Annotated in this window: 16 protein-coding genes; 11 read left to right on the top strand and 5 right to left on the bottom strand. The window is 64.9% G+C overall.

The window, feature by feature from the left end; translation table 11 throughout:
• Positions 1-107 precede the first annotated feature (107 nt).
• The 4 genes from ACTEK7_RS09285 (at position 108) to ACTEK7_RS09270 (ending at position 5,916) form a co-directional block, all read left to right on the top strand.
• On the top strand, positions 108-1,694 hold the full coding sequence (locus ACTEK7_RS09285) for a B12-binding domain-containing radical SAM protein (RefSeq protein ID WP_036023085.1): 1,587 nt from the start codon (positions 108-110) through the stop codon (positions 1,692-1,694).
• Positions 1,695-1,700: 6 nt separating this feature from the next.
• A complete protein-coding gene (eutC, locus tag ACTEK7_RS09280) occupies positions 1,701-2,486 on the top strand; it encodes an ethanolamine ammonia-lyase subunit EutC (protein WP_225146046.1) in 786 nt (261 codons plus the stop codon).
• Positions 2,487-2,693: 207 nt separating this feature from the next.
• Positions 2,694-5,060 (top strand): efflux RND transporter permease subunit, encoded by a 2,367-nt coding sequence (locus tag ACTEK7_RS09275; RefSeq protein ID WP_225146045.1) that lies wholly within the window; start codon positions 2,694-2,696, stop codon positions 5,058-5,060.
• 73 nt (positions 5,061-5,133) lie between these two features.
• Entirely contained in the window at positions 5,134-5,916 is a 783-nt protein-coding gene (locus ACTEK7_RS09270) for a class I SAM-dependent methyltransferase (RefSeq protein WP_225146044.1), read from the top strand.
• Between the two features lie 16 nt (positions 5,917-5,932).
• On the opposite strand, the gene ACTEK7_RS09265 is transcribed toward ACTEK7_RS09270, so the two are convergent.
• Positions 5,933-6,766, bottom strand: coding sequence for a hypothetical protein (locus ACTEK7_RS09265; protein WP_225146043.1), 834 nt, complete (start codon positions 6,764-6,766; stop codon positions 5,933-5,935).
• 91 nt (positions 6,767-6,857) lie between these two features.
• Positions 6,858-7,355, bottom strand: coding sequence for a hypothetical protein (locus ACTEK7_RS09260; protein ID WP_036042873.1), 498 nt, complete (start codon positions 7,353-7,355; stop codon positions 6,858-6,860).
• A 457-nt stretch (positions 7,356-7,812) separates the two neighbouring features.
• Here ACTEK7_RS09260 and ACTEK7_RS09255 point away from each other — a divergent pair, with 457 nt between their 5' ends.
• From ACTEK7_RS09255 to ACTEK7_RS09230, 6 genes are all read left to right on the top strand, one after another.
• Positions 7,813-8,046 carry a hypothetical protein gene (locus ACTEK7_RS09255; RefSeq protein WP_025035011.1) on the top strand — a complete coding sequence of 78 codons (234 nt, stop codon included), beginning with the start codon at positions 7,813-7,815 and terminating at the stop codon, positions 8,044-8,046.
• 190 nt (positions 8,047-8,236) lie between these two features.
• Positions 8,237-9,121, top strand: a complete 885-nt coding sequence (hpnC, locus tag ACTEK7_RS09250) for a squalene synthase HpnC (RefSeq protein WP_036023092.1) — start codon at positions 8,237-8,239, stop codon at positions 9,119-9,121.
• Positions 9,111-9,950 (top strand): presqualene diphosphate synthase HpnD, encoded by an 840-nt coding sequence (gene hpnD / locus ACTEK7_RS09245; RefSeq protein ID WP_225146042.1) that lies wholly within the window; start codon positions 9,111-9,113, stop codon positions 9,948-9,950. The genes hpnC and hpnD overlap by 11 nt, the downstream gene beginning before the upstream one ends.
• On the top strand, positions 9,950-11,206 hold the full coding sequence (gene hpnE, locus ACTEK7_RS09240; RefSeq protein ID WP_225145162.1) for a hydroxysqualene dehydroxylase HpnE: 1,257 nt from the start codon (positions 9,950-9,952) through the stop codon (positions 11,204-11,206). Before hpnD ends, hpnE begins: the two co-directional genes overlap by 1 nt.
• A gap of 64 nt (positions 11,207-11,270) precedes the next feature.
• Complete coding sequence (gene shc / locus ACTEK7_RS09235; RefSeq protein WP_225146041.1) at positions 11,271-13,223, top strand: squalene--hopene cyclase; 1,953 nt, start codon at positions 11,271-11,273, stop codon at positions 13,221-13,223.
• Positions 13,220-13,969: a phosphorylase gene (locus tag ACTEK7_RS09230; protein WP_036006088.1), complete on the top strand. Its 750-nt coding sequence runs from the start codon at positions 13,220-13,222 to the stop codon at positions 13,967-13,969. Before shc ends, ACTEK7_RS09230 begins: the two co-directional genes overlap by 4 nt.
• A 165-nt stretch (positions 13,970-14,134) precedes the next feature.
• On the opposite strand, the gene hpnH is transcribed toward ACTEK7_RS09230, so the two are convergent.
• Together hpnH and ispH are read right to left on the bottom strand one after the other, a co-directional pair.
• Positions 14,135-15,295 carry an adenosyl-hopene transferase HpnH gene (gene hpnH, locus ACTEK7_RS09225; RefSeq protein ID WP_036006086.1) on the bottom strand — a complete coding sequence of 387 codons (1,161 nt, stop codon included), beginning with the start codon at positions 15,293-15,295 and terminating at the stop codon, positions 14,135-14,137.
• 36 nt (positions 15,296-15,331) lie between these two features.
• Positions 15,332-16,258 carry a 4-hydroxy-3-methylbut-2-enyl diphosphate reductase gene (ispH, locus tag ACTEK7_RS09220; protein WP_036006084.1) on the bottom strand — a complete coding sequence of 309 codons (927 nt, stop codon included), beginning with the start codon at positions 16,256-16,258 and terminating at the stop codon, positions 15,332-15,334.
• Positions 16,259-16,714: 456 nt separating this feature from the next.
• On the opposite strand from ispH, the gene hpnN reads away from it, so the two are divergent.
• Positions 16,715-19,303, top strand: a complete 2,589-nt coding sequence (gene hpnN / locus ACTEK7_RS09215) for a hopanoid transporter HpnN (RefSeq protein ID WP_109144425.1) — start codon at positions 16,715-16,717, stop codon at positions 19,301-19,303.
• Here hpnN and ACTEK7_RS09210 read toward each other — a convergent pair.
• Positions 19,271-19,933 carry a DUF2147 domain-containing protein gene (locus tag ACTEK7_RS09210; protein ID WP_192893272.1) on the bottom strand — a complete coding sequence of 221 codons (663 nt, stop codon included), beginning with the start codon at positions 19,931-19,933 and terminating at the stop codon, positions 19,271-19,273. The two genes, hpnN and ACTEK7_RS09210, sit on opposite strands and share 33 nt — an antisense overlap.
• Positions 19,934-19,986: the final 53 nt, after the last annotated feature.

Genomic DNA, 19,986 nt, shown 5'->3' with positions numbered 1-19,986 from the left:
GGAATTATGCTTACGCCACAATATTGAGAAATTCCGGCGACAGCATTACGCTATGTGTCGGGCTGGCAATTTCCGCACCATCGGTTGAGTGTGGCGGGGGAGCTTTGATGCGAGCTGAAAGTAACGGAACGTCCCGGCGGATTCTCTGCGTGTTTCCGCGCTACACCTCGTCCTTCGGCACGTTCGAGCATTCCTATCCCCTGACCGATGGCGTCCGCGCCTTCATGCCGCCGCAGGGCCTGCTGCTGATCTCCGCCTATCTTCCGAAGGAATGGCAGGTAAAATTCGTCGACGAGAACCTGCGCCGCACGACGAGGGAGGAGTTCGAATGGGCGGAAGCCGTCTTCGTCAGCGGCATGCACATCCAGCGCCAGCAGATGAACGACATCTGCCGCCGCGCCCATGAGTTCGATCTGCCGGTCGCGCTCGGCGGGCCTTCTGTCAGCGCCTGTCCCGACTATTACCCGTCCTTCGATTATCTGCATGTCGGCGAGCTCGGCGATGCCACCAACCAGCTGATCGAGATCCTGTCGCGCGGCACCTCGCGGCCCGAACAGCAGGTCGTGCTCACGACCAAGGACCGCGTGCCGATGACGGAGTTTCCGATCCCGGCCTACGAGCTCGCCGACGTGAAGAAGTACTTCCTCGGCAGCATCCAATATTCCAGCGGCTGTCCCTACCAGTGCGAGTTCTGCGACATCCCCGGCCTTTACGGCCGCAATCCGCGCATCAAGACGCCGCAGCAGATCATCGCCGAGCTCGACCGCCTGCGCGAATGCGGCATGACCGACACGGTCTATTTCGTCGACGACAATTTCATCGGCAACCGCAAGGCGGCCATGGACCTGCTGCCGCACCTGATCGAGTGGCAGAAGCGGACCGGCTACGTGGTGCGGCTCGCTTGCGAGGCGACGCTCAACATCGCCAAGCGCCCCGAGATCCTCGAGAAGATGCGCGAGGCCTATTTCATCACCATCTTCTGCGGCATCGAGACGCCGGATCCCGACGCGTTGAAGGCGATGCAGAAGGACCACAACATGATGGTCCCGATCCTGGAGGGCGTGCGCACCATTAACTCCTATGGCATGGAGGTGGTCTCGGGCATCATCATGGGGCTCGACACCGACAAGCCGAACACCTCGGAGGCGCTGCTCGCCTTCGTCGAGGAGTCCCGGATTCCGCTGCTCACCATCAATCTGCTGCAGGCGCTGCCGAAGACGCCGCTATGGGACCGGCTTGAGCGCGAGGGGCGGCTGGTCGAGGACGATGGCCGCGATTCCAACGTCGACTTCCTGCTGCCCTATGACGAGGTCGTCGCGTCCTGGAAGCACGCCATGGCAGTCGCTTACGCGCCCGACAAGGTCTACGCGCGCTATCAGCACCAATGCGACCACGTCTATGTGAACCGGCTCAAGGTACCGGTGCCGGACGAGATGAAGACCTGGCGCAGCATCCGGCGCGGCCTCGTCATACTGCGCAACATCTTCTGGAAGGTCGGCGTGCTCGGCGACTATAGGCGCGTGTTCTGGAAGTTCGCGCTGGGCCGCATCAAGCGCGGCGACATCGAAGGCCTGATCGGCTGCACGCTGGTCGCGCACCATCTCATCACCTTTGCGCGCGCGGCCTCCAGCGGCAAGCAGAACGCCTCGAACTATTCGATCCGGCTGCGCGAGGCCGCCGTGCCCGCCGAATGATGCCACATGTCTGACCCGGCCCTGCCGCGCCGTCCGACCCTCGATTTGCGCTCGTTTACGCCTGCGCGCGTCGCGCTGGGGCGCAGCGGCGCGAGCCTGCCGACGAGAGCGTTGCTCGATTTCACGCTGGACCATGCCCGCGCGCGCGATGCTGTGCATGCGGCCTTCGACACGCCGCGTCTCATCGCCGATCTCGACGCACTCGGTGTTGCGGTGACCGAGGTCAGGAGCCGGGCGGTCGATCGCGGCGACTATCTGCGGCGGCCGGATCTGGGACGACAGCTCGACCCCGGCTCGGCCCAGCGTCTGGCACGAAGCATCTCGGCGCCGTGCCAGCTCGCGGTCGTGATCGGAGACGGCCTGTCCGCGGCGGCGGTCCATAGCCATGCGGCGATCGTGGTAAGGCGCCTGTTGCAATCGCTTGCACAGGGGGATGCTGTCGCGGTTCGCCATGTCGTCGTCGCATCGGGCGCGCGCGTCGCGCTCGGCGACGAGATCGGCGCCATTCTCGGTGCGCGCATGGTCGCGATGCTGATCGGCGAGCGGCCCGGCCTGTCCGCGCCCGACAGCCTCGGCGCCTATCTGACCTTTGCGCCGAGGCCCGGCCGCGCCGATGCCGAGCGCAATTGCGTCTCCAACATCCACCACGCCGGGTTGAGCCACGAGGAGGCGGCGTTCAAGATCGCCTGGCTGGTCCGCGAGGGGCTGGCCCGGGAGATCACCGGCGTGGCGCTGAAGGACGAGAGTGCGGACCGCGCGCCGCGCCAGATTGGCACATCCTCGCCGGGATGACGGTCATTCCAGGCCCGGATCGCCGCTTTTCGATCGATTCGGCCGGGCTTGGCCTGCTTGCGAAAAGACCTATTGACCTGCTAAACCGCTGCCGGCGATTTTCCGCGCGTTTTCAAAGGGCAAGCCTCCCATTGGTATGGCGTTTTCAAGCCGTTCGCGCGGCCCGATAAGCTCACAGCCCGAGCCGATTTAGGAACTGGACAAGGCATGCTCGAAAAGCACAGCGAGAGTGAGGTTCATGTCGACAAGGTCGAGCAGGGATCTACGTCCTCCATCGCCTTCGGGCTGGAGCGTCTCGGGCTGATCGCCGTTCGGGCCCCGATCGTCTCCTGCATCGTCCTGCTCGCGCTGATCGTCGGCGCGGTGTTCGGCATCTACCGGATCAAGATCGACGATTCGCTGTCGCAGCTGTTCCGCTCCGACACCCGCGAATTCAAACAATATGAAGAGGTGACCAAGAAGTTCCCGGCCGAAGAGTTCGATGTACTCGTCGTGGTCGAGGGCAAGACCCTCCTGGAACGCAGTAACCTCGAGAAGCTGCGCGACTTCGTCACCGACCTGCAGCTGGTCGAAGGCACGCGCGGGCTGGTCTCGCTGTTCTCGGCGCGCCAGGCGCCGGCCCCCGGCAAGCTGCCGGCGGCCCTGTTCCCGCCCGAGCTACCGGAGGGCGCGGCCTATGACAAGTTCATCGAGACCGTCAAGAACAACGAGATCATCCGCGGCAAGCTGCTGTCGGAGGACGGCACATTGGCGCTGGTCGTGCTGTCGCTCGATCCGGAGGTGGTCGCTTCCAACAAGTTGACCAAGACCGTCGCCGACATCCGTGCGCTGATGAAGGAGACGCTCGGGGACACCGGCCTCAACGTGCAGCTCTCCGGCGTCCCGGTGATGCAGCTCGAGATCCGCAACGCGGTTGAGCGCGACGGACTGACCTACAACATCCTCGGCATCCTCGCCGGCTGCATCATCGCCATCATCTTCTTCCGCAAGATCTCGTTCATGATCGCGGCGGCATTCCCGCCGATGATCGCTATCCTGCTGGCGCTAGGCGCGCTCGGCTGGGCCAATTTCAACCTCAACATGTTCCTGAACGTGATGACGCCGCTCATCATGGTGATCAGCTTCTCCGACTCGATGCAGCTGACCTTCGCCGCGCGCGATAGGCTGATCGCGGGCCAGGACAAGTTCACCGCGTTCAAGAACGCGGTGCTGGTGGTGGGTCCGGCCTGCGTGCTGACGCATGGCACCGCCGGCATCTCCTTCATCGCGCTGCAATTCTCCGATTCCGATCTGATCCGCAAGTTCGGCGAGGCGGGCCTTGCCGCCACCATCATCGCGCTGGTCGCGGTGCTGTCGCTGGTGCCTGTCTTCGGCGTCCTGTTCGTGCGCAACGAGAAGGTCTTTGCAGTCAAGTTCCAGGGCGCTGATGCCGGCGTACAGGCGCTGCGCAATTTCTGCTACTGGATTGCGGTGCGCATGGTCGGCCGGCCCGGCCTGTTCAGCCTGCTGGCGGTGCTGTTCGTCGGCGGCCTCGGCGTCATCTATGCCAATCTGGAGCCGCGCTACCGGCTCGCCGACCAGGTGCCGGACAAGCGCCAGGCGGTTGCCGCCAGCGACCGGTTAGACGCCAAGCTGACCGGCGCCAATCCCGTCAACGTGCTGATCGTGTTCCCGAAGGGTGAATCGCTTTATTCGCCGCAGACGCTCCAGACCATCGCCGAGGTGCACGCGACAGTCGAGAAGTCCGCAGGGGTCGGCAACGTGTGGTCGCTGGAGACGCTGCGCCGCTGGCTGGCGGAAAAGGCCGGCAGTGCCGACGTCGCGACGCTGAAGGAATATGTCAGCGTCATCCCCGAGCACCTGGTGCGCCGCTTCATCGACGCCGAGCAGGACGCTGTCGTGGTGGCCGGCCGCGTGCCGGACAAGGATTCCAGCCAGCTCCTGCCGATCGTCGACAAGCTCGATTCGGAGCTCGACGCCGTCCGCAAGAAGCATCCGGGCTATGAGATCGCCGTGACGGGTCTCGCCGCCATCGCCGCGCGTAACTCGGCCAACATGATCGAGAAGCTGAACCACGGCCTCACGATCGAATTCGCGCTGGTCGCGATCTTCATCGGCCTCGCCTTCCGCTCCTGGGTGGTGACACTCGCCTGCATCCTGCCGGGCATCTTCCCGGTGGTGATGTCGGGCACGGTGCTGTGGGCGATGGGCGAGGGGCTGCAATTCGCCAGCGTCGTTGCGCTCACGGTCTCGTTCGGCCTCGGCCTTTCCGCTACCATCCACTTCCTCAACCGCCTGCGGCTGGAGAACAAGCCGGGTGTCGGCTCGGCGCTCGCGGTGGAGCGGGCCACCGTGCTGGTGGGACCTGCGCTGATCCTGACCACGGTGGTGCTCGCCTGCGGCCTCGTCGTCACCGTGTTCTCCGACCTGCCATCGCTGCGTCTGTTCGGCTGGCTCAGCGCCTTCTCGATGGTGATGGCATTGGTCGCTGATCTCTTCATCCTCCGGCCGACGGCGATGTGGCTGATCAATCTGCACGCCAAGCTGCATGGCGCGGACAAGCCGGCGATCTGAGGGGCTTCATCCACCGGACATGGAATCGGCGCAGTCTGAATGACTGCGCCGGAGTTCCGGTCGGGGACGAATCATGCAGCACGACGGCGCGATCGTGGCGTTTCAGCAGAAGCGAGGCGGCGATTCAGCCGCCTTTTTCGTCCCGTTCCTGACATCGGGTATGACCCTGCTCGACGCCGGCTGCGGGCCCGGCACCATTACGGCAGCGCTGGCGGGGCACGTCGAAAGGGCCGTCGGCCTCGATATCGAGCCGACGGCCATTACCGCCGCCAATCGGCTCGTGTCGGCGGCGGGCTCGACCAATCTGGCCTTTGTCGAAGCCGACATGACGGCGCTGCCGTTCGACGATGGAACGTTCGATGCCGTGTTCTTTCACGCGGTTCTCTACCATCAGAGCCAGGAGATATTGGCGCGAACGCTGGCCGAAGCGCGACGTGTGCTGAAGCCGGGCGGCCTCGTCGCAACGCGCGATGCCGACGTCGGCGGCAACGTTCTTCACCCTGAAATCGACGGCGTGCGGCTCGCGCTCGATCTTTGGCAACGCTGGTACCAGCACGAGGATCCGGAGGCGCTTCGCTTCGGGCGCCGGCAGGGCTCCATCCTCCGAGCCCACGGCTTCGCGCCGGTCTGGGCCGGTGCGAGCTACGTCAACCACAGTGCCGATGCGCAGAGCCGCAGCGAGGCCGTTGCCGATGCGCAGCGGAGCCTGCTGGGGCTCGGACCGCAACTCGTGGCCAGGCGGCTCGCGACAGACGATGAGATCCGGGCCGCGCTTGCCGGCTGGGAGGCCTGGGAACGCGATCCGGACGCGGTCTATTTCCGATGCCGCTGCGAATGCATCGCGCGAAAGGACTGATCCGGCGCGGTTCGGCTCACGCCTCGACGCGGACGATTCCATAGGGATTGAACTTGAAATCGCCCTCGGCGTAGTCCTGCTCCCGCGACAGCGCGAGCTTGCGGTCGCGCAGCGTTGCCTCGATGCCGCGCTCGGCCATTGCGTCCGCGATCTCGTCCATCAGCTTCGCTGCGTTCCGGTCGCTGCCGCGCGATCGCGCGACATAGATTTCCGGCAGTCCGACGAGGTGGAAGCCGACGCTTTCGTTGTAGGTGTCGCCGGCAAGCGGACGCTTGGCGAAGGCGAGGCGGCAGGTCCGGGCCATGGCTGCCGTGACGGCAAGGCCCTGGCTCGGGTTCGCGGCGGCCTTGCACTCCTGGGCCAGTTGCCGCCATCGCGTGAGTCCGTGGGCAACGCCCGCGCTTTCTCCTTTCACGGCCGTGGCGCCGGCCTCGATCATCTCCTCGACAATTCGCAAGGCGGCAGCTGAATAGGCGACCGTCTTGTGCTGCTCCATCGGCGGGCTCAGCACGTAGAGGACCGCTTTGTGATTGAGTACGGCCATTTCGTCCGCCTCGGACCACGCTTTCGGAAAGACGCGGTCCCAGCACACACCGAAAGAGCGCTCCATGTGCGGATCGGGTTTGGCTTGCGAATAGGTGCGGTCGATCTCGAAGCCGAAATCGGCGATCGTCTTCGCCACCGCCTTGGGCGGATGCAGCAGGCTTTCATTCTTGCCGAGGAAGCAGAGCACGTGACGCGGCTTCACGGACGAAGGCTGCATGTTCGCTCCCTGCTGATCGCTGGCGAAGGCGCGGCTGGCCACGAAGAGCCCGGCGGCCTTCAGCAGATGTCTGCGGATCGGGTCCATCTCAGCAAATCCAGCCGGTCAGTTCGTGTCAGCAAAAAGCCCCCGGCTCGCGAGAACCGGGGGCATGTTCCTCATTGCGTGCGAAAGGCCTTCAGCCCTTCGTCATCGTGATGTTGACGCCGCGGATCTCGCCCTTGGACGAGATCTGCACCGTCTGCTTGGTGCCGTTGGTGCGCAGCGACAGGTTGGCGGCAAAGCCGTTGGCCTCGACGAAGACCTCGATCTGGCCGCCGCCGGCGGTGCCCTGGAGATTGCCGAAGATGTTGCGGCTGGACTCGCTCCAGTTGCCGGAGATGCGGTCGCCCTGGCTCGTCACGTCGCTGGTGAGGTTGAACTTGTAGCTGTCGGAGGCGCAGCTCAGCGCCTGCTTCAGGTTGAGGCCGCTGCCGGCGACCTTATAGTCCGCTTTGCAGCGAATGCGCTCGGTGGAGCCGTCGGACAGCGACACCGTGCCGGTTCCGGTCCACGCGCCGTCGAAACCGGCAAACGGTCCGGACGACTGAGCGTGACTTGCCGATACCGAGAAGAGCAGCGCCGCCCCAATGCCGGCCGCCTTGATTGCCAGTCCAGATCGCCAAAAGAATGTCATCTCGAATATCCCGCTTTGGAACGACGTTCGCTTCGATCGAGAACGTCTCGCCACATCGAAAGTTTAGTGCTCCGAGCAAGTCGCAGGTTCAAAGCCCGGCGGCCAGAGACGGCGGTTCACGCGGCCGCGCCGTGCTTCCAGGGGCCGCGATTTGCCGCGCTTCGTCATGTTTCCGGCAGCCGAGGACGGGCGAAGAGATGCAGCGCGGCAACAGGTCTGCATTAAAGCGCAATGCTCCCGAATTGCGATGTAGTATCAAGCCCTTACATCTGTCAATGAAGGCGCGGGGAAGACCTGATTCGGTGGGGCGGCGCCAATTTGGCCGCATTTGCCAGTGCTTGTGCCTTCCCTGAGGCCGCTACAAGCGGCGACTTGCCATCAGAACCAATCCGTTCCGGCCATCCGCCCTGCGCAGTCCGGGATCGGTGCGATTCTGCCGTCAGAATGAAGGAATACAATGCGCAATCTTCTCGTCGCTCTCACCCTGCTGTCGGCCTCCCTTTCGACGGCAGCGTTCGCCCAACAAGGGCGTGGCACGGACGCCGAGCAGAAGGCCTGCACCCGCGATGTGCAGAAGTTCTGCCGCCCGGTCATCGACCAGGGCGATTTCACCATCCTGGCCTGCCTCAAGGAGAACCGGGCCAAGATCTCGCAGGCCTGCGACCAGGTGCTGAAGAACCACAATCAATAAACTCGGCCATTGGCCTAGAAAGGCGGCCCTCGGCCGCTTTTCCGGGCCCAATTCGAAGGGGCAGCCATCGACGGACAGGATTGGTTTTGCGGCCGTATTCCCCTATATGGGGGCCGCGGCGGCGTCGCCGGCGTGAGCCCGCCCGAGCGAAAAAGCCCTTCCTGTCCAAACGATTGTAAACCAGCCCTCGATGACCTCTGCGAGCGAATTGCGATCCGGCAAGGGTGACCGCGACGAGAATTTTCCCGTCGCGTCCTGGATCATTCATCCGCGTCATCGCGCCCTGATCCTGGCCTATTACAATTTCGTCCGCACCGCGGACGACATCGCCGATCACGCCACGCTCCCCCCCGACCAGAAGCTCGCTTATCTCGATCTGCTCGAGGCGGAACTGCTCGGCAAGGGTGACACCCAGCCTGAGGCCGTCAGCTTGCGCCGCGCGCTGGCCGAGCGCGGCATGGCGCCACGTCATGCGCTCGACGTGCTGATCGCCTTCCGCATGGACGTGACCAAGCTCCGCTATGAGACCTGGGACGAGGTCATCCATTATTGCCGCTACTCGGCGATGCCGGTCGGCCGCTTCATGCTCGACGTTCACGGCGAGAGCACCTCGACATGGGCCGCCTCGGACGCGCTCTGCGCGGGCCTTCAGATCAACAATCACCTGCAGGATTGCGGCAAGGATTATCGCGAGCTCAACCGCGTCTATCTGCCGCGCGATGCGCTGGCAGCACACGGCGCCACCGTCGAGCAGCTCGGTCTCGCGCAGTCGCCGCCGGCGATGCTGGCCTGCCTGCAGTCCCTCGCCGCACGCAACGAGGCGCTGCTCGGAGAGGGCAGGTCGCTCGCAGCCGAGATCCGGGATTTCCGTCTCGGCGTCGACGTCTCCGTCATCCAGGCCTATGCCGACCGCATCGTGCGCTTGCTCAAGGTACGCGATCCCTTGCGGGAGCGCGTACATCTGAACAAATTCGAGCTGCTCGCCTTCAGCCTCGCCGGGATCATCGGCGAAGTTGGCCGCCGTGCGATCCGTCGCAAGGCCATTTCCAGACCGGGGACTGCCCATGACGCTTGAGGCGACCACGCCCGGCGCCAATTACGGCTCGACCGCATCCGGCAGCTCGTTCTATGCCGCGATGCGCATCCTGCCGCGTGATCAGCGCGAAGCGATGTTTCAGATCTACAGCTTCTGCCGCCAGGTCGACGACATCGCCGATTCCGACGGCCCGCGCGACGAGCGGCTCGCCGCACTTCAGGAATGGCGCAACGATATTGACGCGCTCTATCAGGGCCATCCGCCGCCGCGGCTGAAGGACTACGTCGCCTCGGTGAAGACCTTCGGGCTCAAGCGCGAGGATTTCCTCGCCATCGTCGACGGCATGGAGATGGACGTGCCGCAGGACATCCGTGCGCCCGACATGGCGACGCTGGATCTGTATTGCGACCGCGTCGCCAGCGCCGTGGGGCGGCTGTCGGTGCGCGTGTTCGGCATGCCCGAGGAAGACGGCATCCTGCTCGCGCACCACCTCGGCCGCGCGCTGCAGCTCACCAACATCCTGCGCGACATCGACGAGGACGCCGGCCTTGGCCGGCTCTATCTGCCGCGCGAGGCGCTGCTGCATGCCGGCATCACCTCTGATGATCCGAACCGCGTGATCGCCGAGCGCGCGCTGCCGAAGGTCTGCATGCCGCTGGCGCAGCGCGCCAAGGTGCACTTCGAGAAGTCGGACGAGATCATGAACCGCAACAGGCGCCGCGCCGTGCGCGCGCCGCGGATCATGTCGAAATACTACCATTCCATTCTGGACCTCCTGATCGCGCGCGGCTTCTCCGCGCCGCGCGAGCCGGTGCGTGTGTCGAAGATCACGCGCATCCTGATCCTGCTCCGTTACGCTTTCATCTGATGCAAAACACAGCTCACATCATCGGCGCTGGAATTTCCGGCCTCTCCGCCGCCGTGCGGCTCGCCAATGCCGGCTTCAAGGTCGCCGTGCACGAGGCGACGCACCAGGCCGGCGGCCGCTGCCGGTCCTATTTCGACGGCGCCACCAATCTCACCATCGACAACGGCAATCATCTGCTGCTGTCGGGCAACAGCCATGCGCGCGCCTATGCGCGCGCGATCGGCACCGAGGCGGGCCTGGTCGGCCCCGAGCGGGCGCAATTTCCGTTCGTCGATGTCAAAACCGGGCAGCGCTGGCAGATCGATCTCGGCGATGGCCGGTGGCCGACCTGGGTGCTCGACGAAAGCCGCCGCGTGCCCGACACCGGCCTTTCCGATTATCTCAAGCTGGCGCCACTGATCTGGGCGTCGGAGGAGACGCTGGTCGGCAAGTCGATTCCGACCGAGGGCATCCTCTATCAGCGCCTGGTGCAGCCGCTGCTGCTGGCAGCTCTCAACGTCGATCCGCCCGAGGGCTCGGCCGGGCTCGCCGGCGCGATCGTGCGGGAGACGCTGCTTGCGGGCGGGCAGGCCTGCCGTCCGCTGATCGCGCGCGACGGTCTCAGCGCGGTTCTGATCGAACCCGCCGTGAAGTTTCTGCAGGAGCGTGGTCACAGCGTTCAGCTCGGCCACGAGCTGCGCTCGTTCGTCAGCACGGACGGCAAAGTGACCGCGCTGAATTTCGGCGGCGAGGATTTGATCCAGCTCGGTGCGGGCGATGTCGTCGTGATGGCGGTGCCGCCGCGCGCGGCCGCTAGCCTGCTGCCGGGGCTGAAGACGCCGACCGAATTCCGCGCCATCGTCAATGCGCATTTCCGCATCACACCGCCGCCGGGCTCGGCGCCCATCCTCGGCGTGATCGGCGGCGTGGTGGAATGGCTGTTCGCGTTCCCGAACCGGCTCTCGGTGACCATCAGCAATGGCGACCGCCTGGTCGACATGCCGCGCGAGGAACTGGCGCAGACGATCTGGAACGAGGTCTGCGAGGCGGGCGGTGTCTCCGGTGAGCTGCCTCCTTGGCAGATCGTGCGCGAGCGCCGCGCCACATTTGCGGCGACGCCGGCCCAGAACGCCCTGCGTCCCGGGCCGGTCACTGCGCTGAAAAACCTGTTCCTCGCCGGCGACTGGACTGCTACGGGATTGCCAGCAACCATCGAGGGATCGGTCCGGTCGGGTGACCGCGCCGCCGATCTGGTTCTGGCCGCCAAAGGATCCTGAAAGGCGGCCCGACGGGCAATTCTCCCGGTCAACTTTCAATCGACTATCGGAGCAATCGAGCGACATGGATTCCGTGACCGCGACCAGCCGCGAAGCTTTGGAATCGAGCATTGCGTCGGCCACCCAGGGCCTCCTCGGCTTCCAGCAAGCCGACGGCCATTGGGTGTTCGAGCTCGAGGCCGACTGCACGATTCCGGCCGAATACGTTCTGCTGCGCCATTATCTCGCCGAGCCCGTCGACACCGTGCTCGAGGCCAAGATCGGCAACTATCTGCGCCGCATCCAGGGTACCCATGGCGGCTGGCCGCTGGTGCATGACGGCGAGTTCGACATGAGCGCCAGCGTGAAGGCGTACTTCGCGCTGAAGATGATCGGCGACTCCATCGACGCGCCGCATATGGTGCGGGCGCGCGAGGCAATCCATGCCCGCGGCGGCGCGATCAACAGCAACGTCTTCACCCGCTTCCTGCTCGCAACCTTCGGCGTCGTGACCTGGCGCGCGGTGCCGGTGCTGCCGATCGAGATCGTATTGCTGCCGTTCTGGTCGCCGTTCCACCTCAACAAGATCTCCTACTGGGCGCGCACCACGATGGTGCCGCTGATGGTGATCGCCGCGCTGAAGCCGCGCGCGAGGAATCCGAAGGGCGTCGGCATCGACGAATTGTTCCTGCAGGATCCGCGCTCGATCGGCATGACCGCCAAGGCGCCGCACCAGAGCATGGCCTGGTTTCTGTTGTTTCGTTCGCTCGATGCGATCCTGCGCGTGATCGAGCCGCTGTTTCCGAAGAGTCTGCGCAAGCGCGCGATCGACGCCGCGCTCGCCTTCACCGAGGAACGGCTCAACGGCGAGGACGGCATGGGCGCGATCTACCCGCCCATGGCCAACATCGTCATGATGTACGACGCCCTCGGCAAGGACGAGAACTTCCCGCCACGCGCGATCACGCGCCGGGGCATCGACAAGTTGCTCGTCATCAAGGACGACGAAGCCTATTGCCAGCCCTGCGTCTCTCCGGTGTGGGACACGACGCTCACCGCGCATGCGTTGCTGGAGGCCGGCGGTGACAAGGCGGTGCCGGCCGCCAAGCAGGGCCTCGACTGGCTGATCCCGAGGCAGGAGCTCGAGGTGAAGGGCGACTGGGCGGTGAAGCGGCCCGACGTGCGCCCGGGCGGCTGGGCCTTCCAATACAACAACGCCCATTACCCCGATCTCGACGACACCGCCGTCGTGGTGATGTCGATGGACCGCATGCGCCGGGAGCACGGTGCGGCCGGCTATGACGACGCGATCGCCCGCGGCCGGGAGTGGATCGAGGGCATGCAGAGCGACGACGGTGGCTGGGCCGCCTTCGACGTCAACAACCTCGAATATTACCTCAACAACATCCCGTTCTCGGACCATGGCGCGCTGCTCGATCCGCCGACTGAGGACGTCACGGCGCGATGCATCTCGATGCTGGCCCAGCTCGGTGAGACCGCCAAGACCAGCAAGCAGGTGGCCGCCGGGGTCGCCTATCTGCGGAAGACCCAGCACCCGGAGGGGTCCTGGTACGGCCGCTGGGGTATGAACTTCATCTATGGAACCTGGTCGGTGCTGTGCGCCCTCAACATGGCCGGCGTCGACCACAAGGACCCCATGATCCGCAAGGCGGCGGACTGGCTGACCTCGATCCAGAACGACGACGGCGGCTGGGGCGAGGACGCCGTCAGCTACCGGCTCGACTACAAGGGCTGGGAAGCCGCCCCCTCGACCGCCTCGCAAACGGCATGGGCTTTGCTTGCCCTGATGGCGGCAGGCGAGGTTGATCACCCGGCCGTCGCCCGCGGGGTGGAGTACCTGATTGCAACACAAGACAAAAAAGGACTGTGGGACGAGCAGCGGTACACCGCCACAGGCTTCCCCCGCGTGTTCTATCTACGTTATCATGGTTACCCAAAGTTCTTTCCGCTGTGGGCGTTGGCGCGGTATCGGAACTTGCGGAACACCAACAGCAGGGTGGTAGGGGTCGGAATGTGACTTTGGGGACGGGGGACTATGTTACCGCGGGTCAGGCCATCGACCCGCGGCCGATACTGATCGTGACCGGATTGGTTCAGGAGGCCCGCATCGCGGCTGGGCCCGGAATGGCGGTCATCTGTTCATCCAGCAGCCCGACCCAGTTGCGGGCGCTTCTGACGGTGGTGGATCCTGAGACGATTCGCGGTGTGATCTCATTCGGCGTGGCCGGCGGGCTCGACCCGAGCTTGCGCTCCGGCGACGTCGTGCTGGCGACCGAGGTGCTCTCCGGCGACACCCGCTGGGCCGCCGGCCTGTCGCTCGGCGACGATCTGATCGATCGCCTGACGTCCGGCCGCCGCCGCGTCGTGCGCGGTAGTCTCGCCGGTGCCGAGGAAGTGGTCACGAAGCGCTCCTGCAAGGCGGCCCTGCACTCCGAGACGGGGGCCGCCGCGGTCGACATGGAAAGCCACATCGCCGCGGCCTACGCCGCCGACGCCGGGCTGCCCTTCGCCGCCGTCCGCGTCATCAGCGACCCCGCCCACCGCGCGCTGCCGGCGCTGGCCCGCGCCGCGATCAAGCCGAACGGCCAGATCGACCTCGGAGCCGTGCTGCGCGGCATCGTGCGCAATCCGGCAACGCTGCATGCCCTGGTCTCGACCGGCATCGACTTCAACCGCGCCCTGCGGTCGTTGCGCGGCTGCCGCGATTATCTGATCGGGACGGAGTTCGTCGAGAGCGAGGCCTTGGTGTCGAAGGCGGCGTGAGCGGGGGCTTCGATCTGAGAATAAAGAAAGGGCCCGGTCGCCATTGGCGTCCGGGCCTTTTTGTTTCGACGTTCGTAGCCCGGACGGAGCGAAGCGTAATCCGGGGCCTTGGAGAGACCATCCCGGATTTCGCTTGCGCTCCATCCGGGCTACGGGCTCTGCGCTTTACGCCGCCGTCGAAGCCTTTTGCGCGGCCTTTGCCTGTGCGGCAGCGGCTTCGTCCTTGCGGATCTCCGAGAGCTTCTTCTGGACCTGCTCGGAGAAGATGTACTGCGCCGGGCGCTGCTTGGAGAGGTCGATCTCCGGCGCCATCGGGCCGCTCGTCCGCACGCCGCGCAGCGCCACCCACATCGCCTTCAGCGGGTTGTTGAGCGCTGCGGTCGCAGCCGTGGGCTCGTAGCCGCAATGGGCCATGCAGTCGGCACACTTCTCGTACTTGCCGGTGCCGTAGGAATCCCAGTCGGTGGTCTCCATCAGCTCCTTGAAGGTCTTCGCGTAGCCTTCACCGAGCAGGTAGCAGGGCTTCTGCCAGCCGAAGATGTTGCGCGCGGGCATGCCCCACGGGGTGCATTCGTATTCCTGGTTGCCGGCGAGGAAGTCCAGGAACAGTCCGGAATGCATGAAATTCCACTTCTTGCCCTTGCCCATCGCAAAGACGTCGCGGAATAGCTTCTTGGTCTTGGTGCGGTTGAGGAAGTGCTCCTGGTCCGGCGCGCGCTCATAGGCGTAGCCCGGGGACATCGAGACGCCGACGCCGAGCTCGGTGGTGAGGTCGAGGAATTTGGCGATCTCCTCGGCCGGGTGGCCGTCGAAGATGGTGGCGTTGACGTTGACGGTGAAGCCGCGCGCCTTGGCCGCCTTGATCGCCGACACCGCGCGGTCGAACACGCCCTTCTGCGACACGGCCTTGTCGTGGTGGTCGCGCAGGCCGTCGAGATGCACCGAGAAGAACAGATAGGGCGAGGGCTCGAACAGATCGAGCTTCTTCTCCAGCAGCAGCGCGTTGGTGCAGAGCGAGACGAACTTCTTGCGCGCGACGAGGCCGCGCACGATCTCGCCGATCTCCTTGTGGATCAGCGGCTCGCCGCCGGGAATGGCGACCATCGGCGCGCCGCACTCGTCGGCGGCGTCCCAGCACTCCTGCGCCGTCATGCGGCGGTTGAGGATCGCATCGGGATAATCGATCTTGCCGCAGCCGACGCAGGCGAGGTTGCAGCGGAACAGCGGCTCCAGCATCAGCACGAGCGGATAGCGCTTGCGGCCAAGCAGTTTCTGCTTGAGCAAATAGCCGCCGATACGCATTTCCTTGAAGAACGGGATAGCCATTACAGGTTTCTTTCTGGGCTTTTCAATTCGGGTGGGTCAGCTCGCGGCCAGTTGGGCCGGAAGCCGGAATTCGATGTTTTCCTCGCGGCCCGGCAACACCGAGACCTTTACCGGTCCGATCCGCCGCATCGCTTCGATCACGTCATCCACGAGTACCTCGGGCGCCGAAGCGCCGGCCGTGACGCCGACGGTCCTGGCATCCTTCAACCACTCCGGATTGAGCTCGCTGCCGTCGGCAATCAAATAACTCGCGACGCCGGCCTCAGTGCCGATTTCGCGGAGCCGGTTCGAGTTCGAGCTGTTGGCAGCGCCCACCACCAAGATCACGTCGACCAGCTTGCTCAAGTCCCTTACCGCAGATTGGCGGTTCTGTGTCGCATAGCAGATATCCCGGATATCCGGACCTTGAATGTCTGTAAAGCGGGCCTGAAGGGCCGCGATGATGTCCTTGGTGTCGTCGACCGACAGGGTGGTCTGGGTGATGTAGGCCACTGGCGTATCCGCCGGCAGGGTCAGCGCCTTAACCTCTTCAACGCTCTGGACAAGCTGCACCGGCCCCGGGACCTGGCCCATCGTGCCCTCGACCTCGGGATGGCCGGCGTGGCCGATCAGGATCAGGGTGCGGCCCTTGCCGATGTAGCGCTTCCCCTGATTGTGAACTTTCGTGACCAGCGGGCAGGTGGCATTGAGCACCGGAAGGTCGCGCGCGACGGCCTCTTCCTCGACGCTGCGGGCGACGCCATGCGCGCTGAACACCGTCACCGCCTTCGGCGGTACCTCGGAGAGTTCCTCGACGAAGATGGCTCCTTTGGCCTTCAGGCTCTCGACGACGTATTTGTTGTGCACGATCTCATGGCGCACGTAGACGGGCGGGCCGTACTTCTCCAGCGCCCGCTCCACGATTTCGATTGCTCGTACCACCCCCGCGCAGAAGCCGCGCGGTTGCGCCAGATAAACTTCCATTGGACGCCCATCACGCAAGTTGCACCAATCCGCTCTTTGCAGTCCCCAAGCGGCACTCCGATACTGACCAATGAGTTGCAATATCCGCACCATTGGTTCGCGCCTGCGGTAGCCACCCACCCCTGTGGACGGCTCCGGCGCATGGAGGCGCAATACTTTGTGTCAAAAAATCGGCGGTAGGGGAAGGTGGAACCGCTGAGGGAGGCGTCTGTGAGGTATTTTAGTAGGGATTGCGGTGTGCCTGCGTGCGCGACATTCCTGCATAGTCCTTCGTCACGTTCCCGCCTCAACTCCCTGCCTATACCGGCCGCCCCGCATGATTTTGCCACGGTCTCCCGCCGTTTACCTCGAACCTTCTGGCGGCGAGAACCACCCAAAACAGCAATAGGTTTCGGCCGGGAACTCCGATAAACAGCGGGCGTTTCCGGCAAGCTGTTAACCGCAGAAAGAAAAGAAGTGCTGCAAAGCGTCGTCGTTGCCATCGTCAGGGCCTGCACCCGGTTTGCCTCCCTCGTCGTCGTTCTCGGGCTCCTGCTGTCGGTGGGGGCGGGCTATTACGCTGCGCGCCACTTTGCCATCAACACCGATATCAACTCGCTGATTGCCCAGAATCTGGACTGGCGGCAGCGCGACCAGCAATTCGACAAGGCGTTCGATCAGAACGAAATGATCCTCGCTGTGGTCGAGGCCAGGACGCCGGAAATGGCGAGCGCCGCGGCAGACGCGCTCTATGCCAGGCTGAAGGACGACAGGACCAACTTCCACTCGATGCAGCAGCTCGGCAGCGGCGCGTTCTTCGAGCGGAACGGCCTGTTGTTCCTGCCGACCGAGGAGGTCGGCAAGATCACCGGCCAGTTCGAAGCCGCCGCGCCGCTGATCGAGATCATGGCCGGCGATCCCTCGATCCGCGGCCTGACCGGGGCGCTGGAGACCGGCCTTGCCGGCGTCAAGCGGGGCCAGGTCAAGCTCGACAGCACCGAGCGGCCCTTCAACCTGATCGCGCAGACAGTCGAGACCGTGCTCAACAAGGGCAACGCCAGCTTCTCCTGGCGCGAACTCGTCAGCGACGAGCCGCTCAAGGATTCCGACAAGCGCACCTTCATCGAGTTCAAGCCGATTCTCGACTACAACGCGCTGGAGCCCGGCAAGGATGCGACCGACGCGATCCGGAAAGCGGCGGCGGATCTGGATTTTGCTGGCAAATACCAGGCGCGGGTGCGGCTGACCGGTCCGGTGCCGATCGCCAATGAGGAATATGCCACCGTTCAGGAGGGCGCGGTCGTCAACGCCGTCGGCACGATTCTCGTCGTGCTGGTCATCCTGTGGCTCGCACTGCATTCGTCGAAGATCATCTTCGCGGTGTTCGTCAATCTGTTCGTCGGCCTGGCGATCACGACAGCGGCCGGCCTGATGATGGTCGGATCGTTCAACCTGCTGTCGATCGCGTTCGCGGTGCTGTTCGTCGGCTTAGGGGTCGACTTCGGCATCCAGTACAGCGTCCGCTACCGCTCGGAGCGCTACAAGCACGATGATCTCGCGGGCGCGCTGGTGCTGGCAGCCAAGCGCTCGGCGGTGCCGCTGTCGCTGGCGGCGATGGCGACGGCCGCGGGCTTCCTTTGCTTCATGCCGACCGACTACAAGGGCATCGCAGAGCTCGGCCAGATCGCCGGCGTCGGCATGCTGGTGGCGTTCATCTCGTCGATCACCGTGCTGCCGGCGCTGCTCAAGCTTTTGAACCCGCCCGGCGAGCCGGAGCCTGTCGGGTACGCCTTCCTGGCGCCGCTCGATCACTTCCTGGAAAAGCATCGGGTGCTGATCGTCGGCGGCACGCTGCTGCTCGCGCTCGGCGGCCTGCCGCTGCTCTACTTCATGAAGTTCGACTTCAACCCGATGAACCTGCGCAATCCGCACGCCGAGTCGATCGCCACCTTCCTCGATCTGCGCAAGGACCCCAATACTGGTGCCAATGCCATCAACGTGATGACCACGTCCGAGGAGCAGGCAAGGCAGGTCGAGGCGAAGCTGGAGAAGGTGCCCGAGGTGCTCAGGGTGATGTCGCTCGACAGCTTCGTGCCGCAGGACCAGCCGCCGAAGCTGAAGCTCATCGCGCAGGGCGCCAAGGTGCTGAATCCGGCGCTCAACCCCGATCAGATCGACGCGGCGCCGACGGACCAGGAGAATGTCGAATCGCTGAAATCGTCGGTCGACAATCTGCGCCGGACCGCGGGCGACGCGAAGGGCCCGGGCGCTGTTGCCTCGCGCCGTCTTGCCGACGCGCTCGAGAAGCTCGCCAACGGCGACGAGGCCACGCGCAACAAGGCGCAGGACGTGTTCGTCGCGCCATTGAAAATCGTGTTCGACCAGCTCAGGAACGCGATGCAGGCAGGTCCCGTCACCCTGAGCTCGCTGCCGCCCGATCTCGTCAGCGCCTGGAAGAGCAAGGACGGCATCATCCGCGTCGAGGCGCTGCCCAAGGGTGATCCCAACGACAACGATACGCTGCGCAAATTCGCGGCGGCGGTTCTCCAGGCCGAGCCGACTGCGATCGGCGGTCCGGTCTCGATCCTGAAATCCGGTGACACCGTTGTGAAGGCGTTCATCCACGCCGGCATCTATGCGCTGCTGGTGATCGGGCTGCTGCTGTGGATCACGCTGCGCCGCTTCGTCGACGTGCTGATGACGCTGGTGCCGCTGCTGGTTGCCGGCGCGGTGACGCTCGAGATCTGCGTATTGATCGGCCTGCCGCTCAACTTCGCCAACATCGTCGCGCTTCCGCTGCTGCTCGGCGTCGGCGTCGCCTTCAAGATCTATTATGTCGTGGCCTGGCGCTCGGGCAGGACGAACCTGCTCCAGACCAGCCTGACGCGCGCGATCTTTTTCAGCGCGCTGACGACCGCGACCGCGTTCGGCAGCCTGTGGCTGTCGAGCCATCCCGGCACGTCCAGCATGGGCAAGCTGCTGGCACTCTCGCTGGTGACGACGCTGGCCGCCGTGCTGCTGTTCCAGCCGGCCCTAATGGGCAAACCCCGCAATCTCAGCGAGTAGGCAGATGTCGCCGACCGGGTCGGCGGCGCCCTTCTGACCGGGCTTGGCTGCGCCGGCGGCCTTGGGAGCTGCGGGCGCAGGCGTGGTGGTGCCGCTCCCGGCTTGGGCTGCTTGGGGCCCTTGCCCCGCTTGCCCCCCTTGGGGCTTCGGCGCAGTGCCGCTGGATTTCGCTGCGCCCTTGGCCATGGCGTTGGCAGGGCTCGAAGGGATCGGCGGGCCGACCCGGGTCCAGGTTTCGCCGCCGCAGAGGAAGCCCATGACGCAGCCCTTGATCTCGAGCTGGTCGGGACCGGCCGGCGTGATGGTCGCGCTGTAGAGCTGGCCGTCCTTGGCGTTGTAGACCTGTCCTTCCCACTGATCGACGCCGGGCTTCTTCTTCATGTCGATCAGGGTTGCCATGCCGAGCGTCGGCCTGTTCTTTTTCGAGGCGTCCGGATTGTTCTCGTCGCGTCCGCCGGGCTGTTTTTCCCAGGAAACCGCGCCCCACATGCTGCCATAGCATTGGGCGACGCGAATGTTGGCAACGCCGTCGGCGACCCGCCAGTCGCCGGTCGGATCCGCGGCGAGCGCGGGCGTCAGGCCGGCGTAACCGCCAGCCAGTATTAGTCCGGTGTAAAGGGCCAAACGCATGTGTGTTCCTTGGCAGTGCAACATGGTCTAAAGCTGTGCTTGCGAAGATGGTC

The sequence above is a fragment of the Bradyrhizobium sp. JHI2711 genome, assembly GCF_056156565.1.
This window is presented reverse-complemented; position numbering and strand designations above follow the sequence as displayed.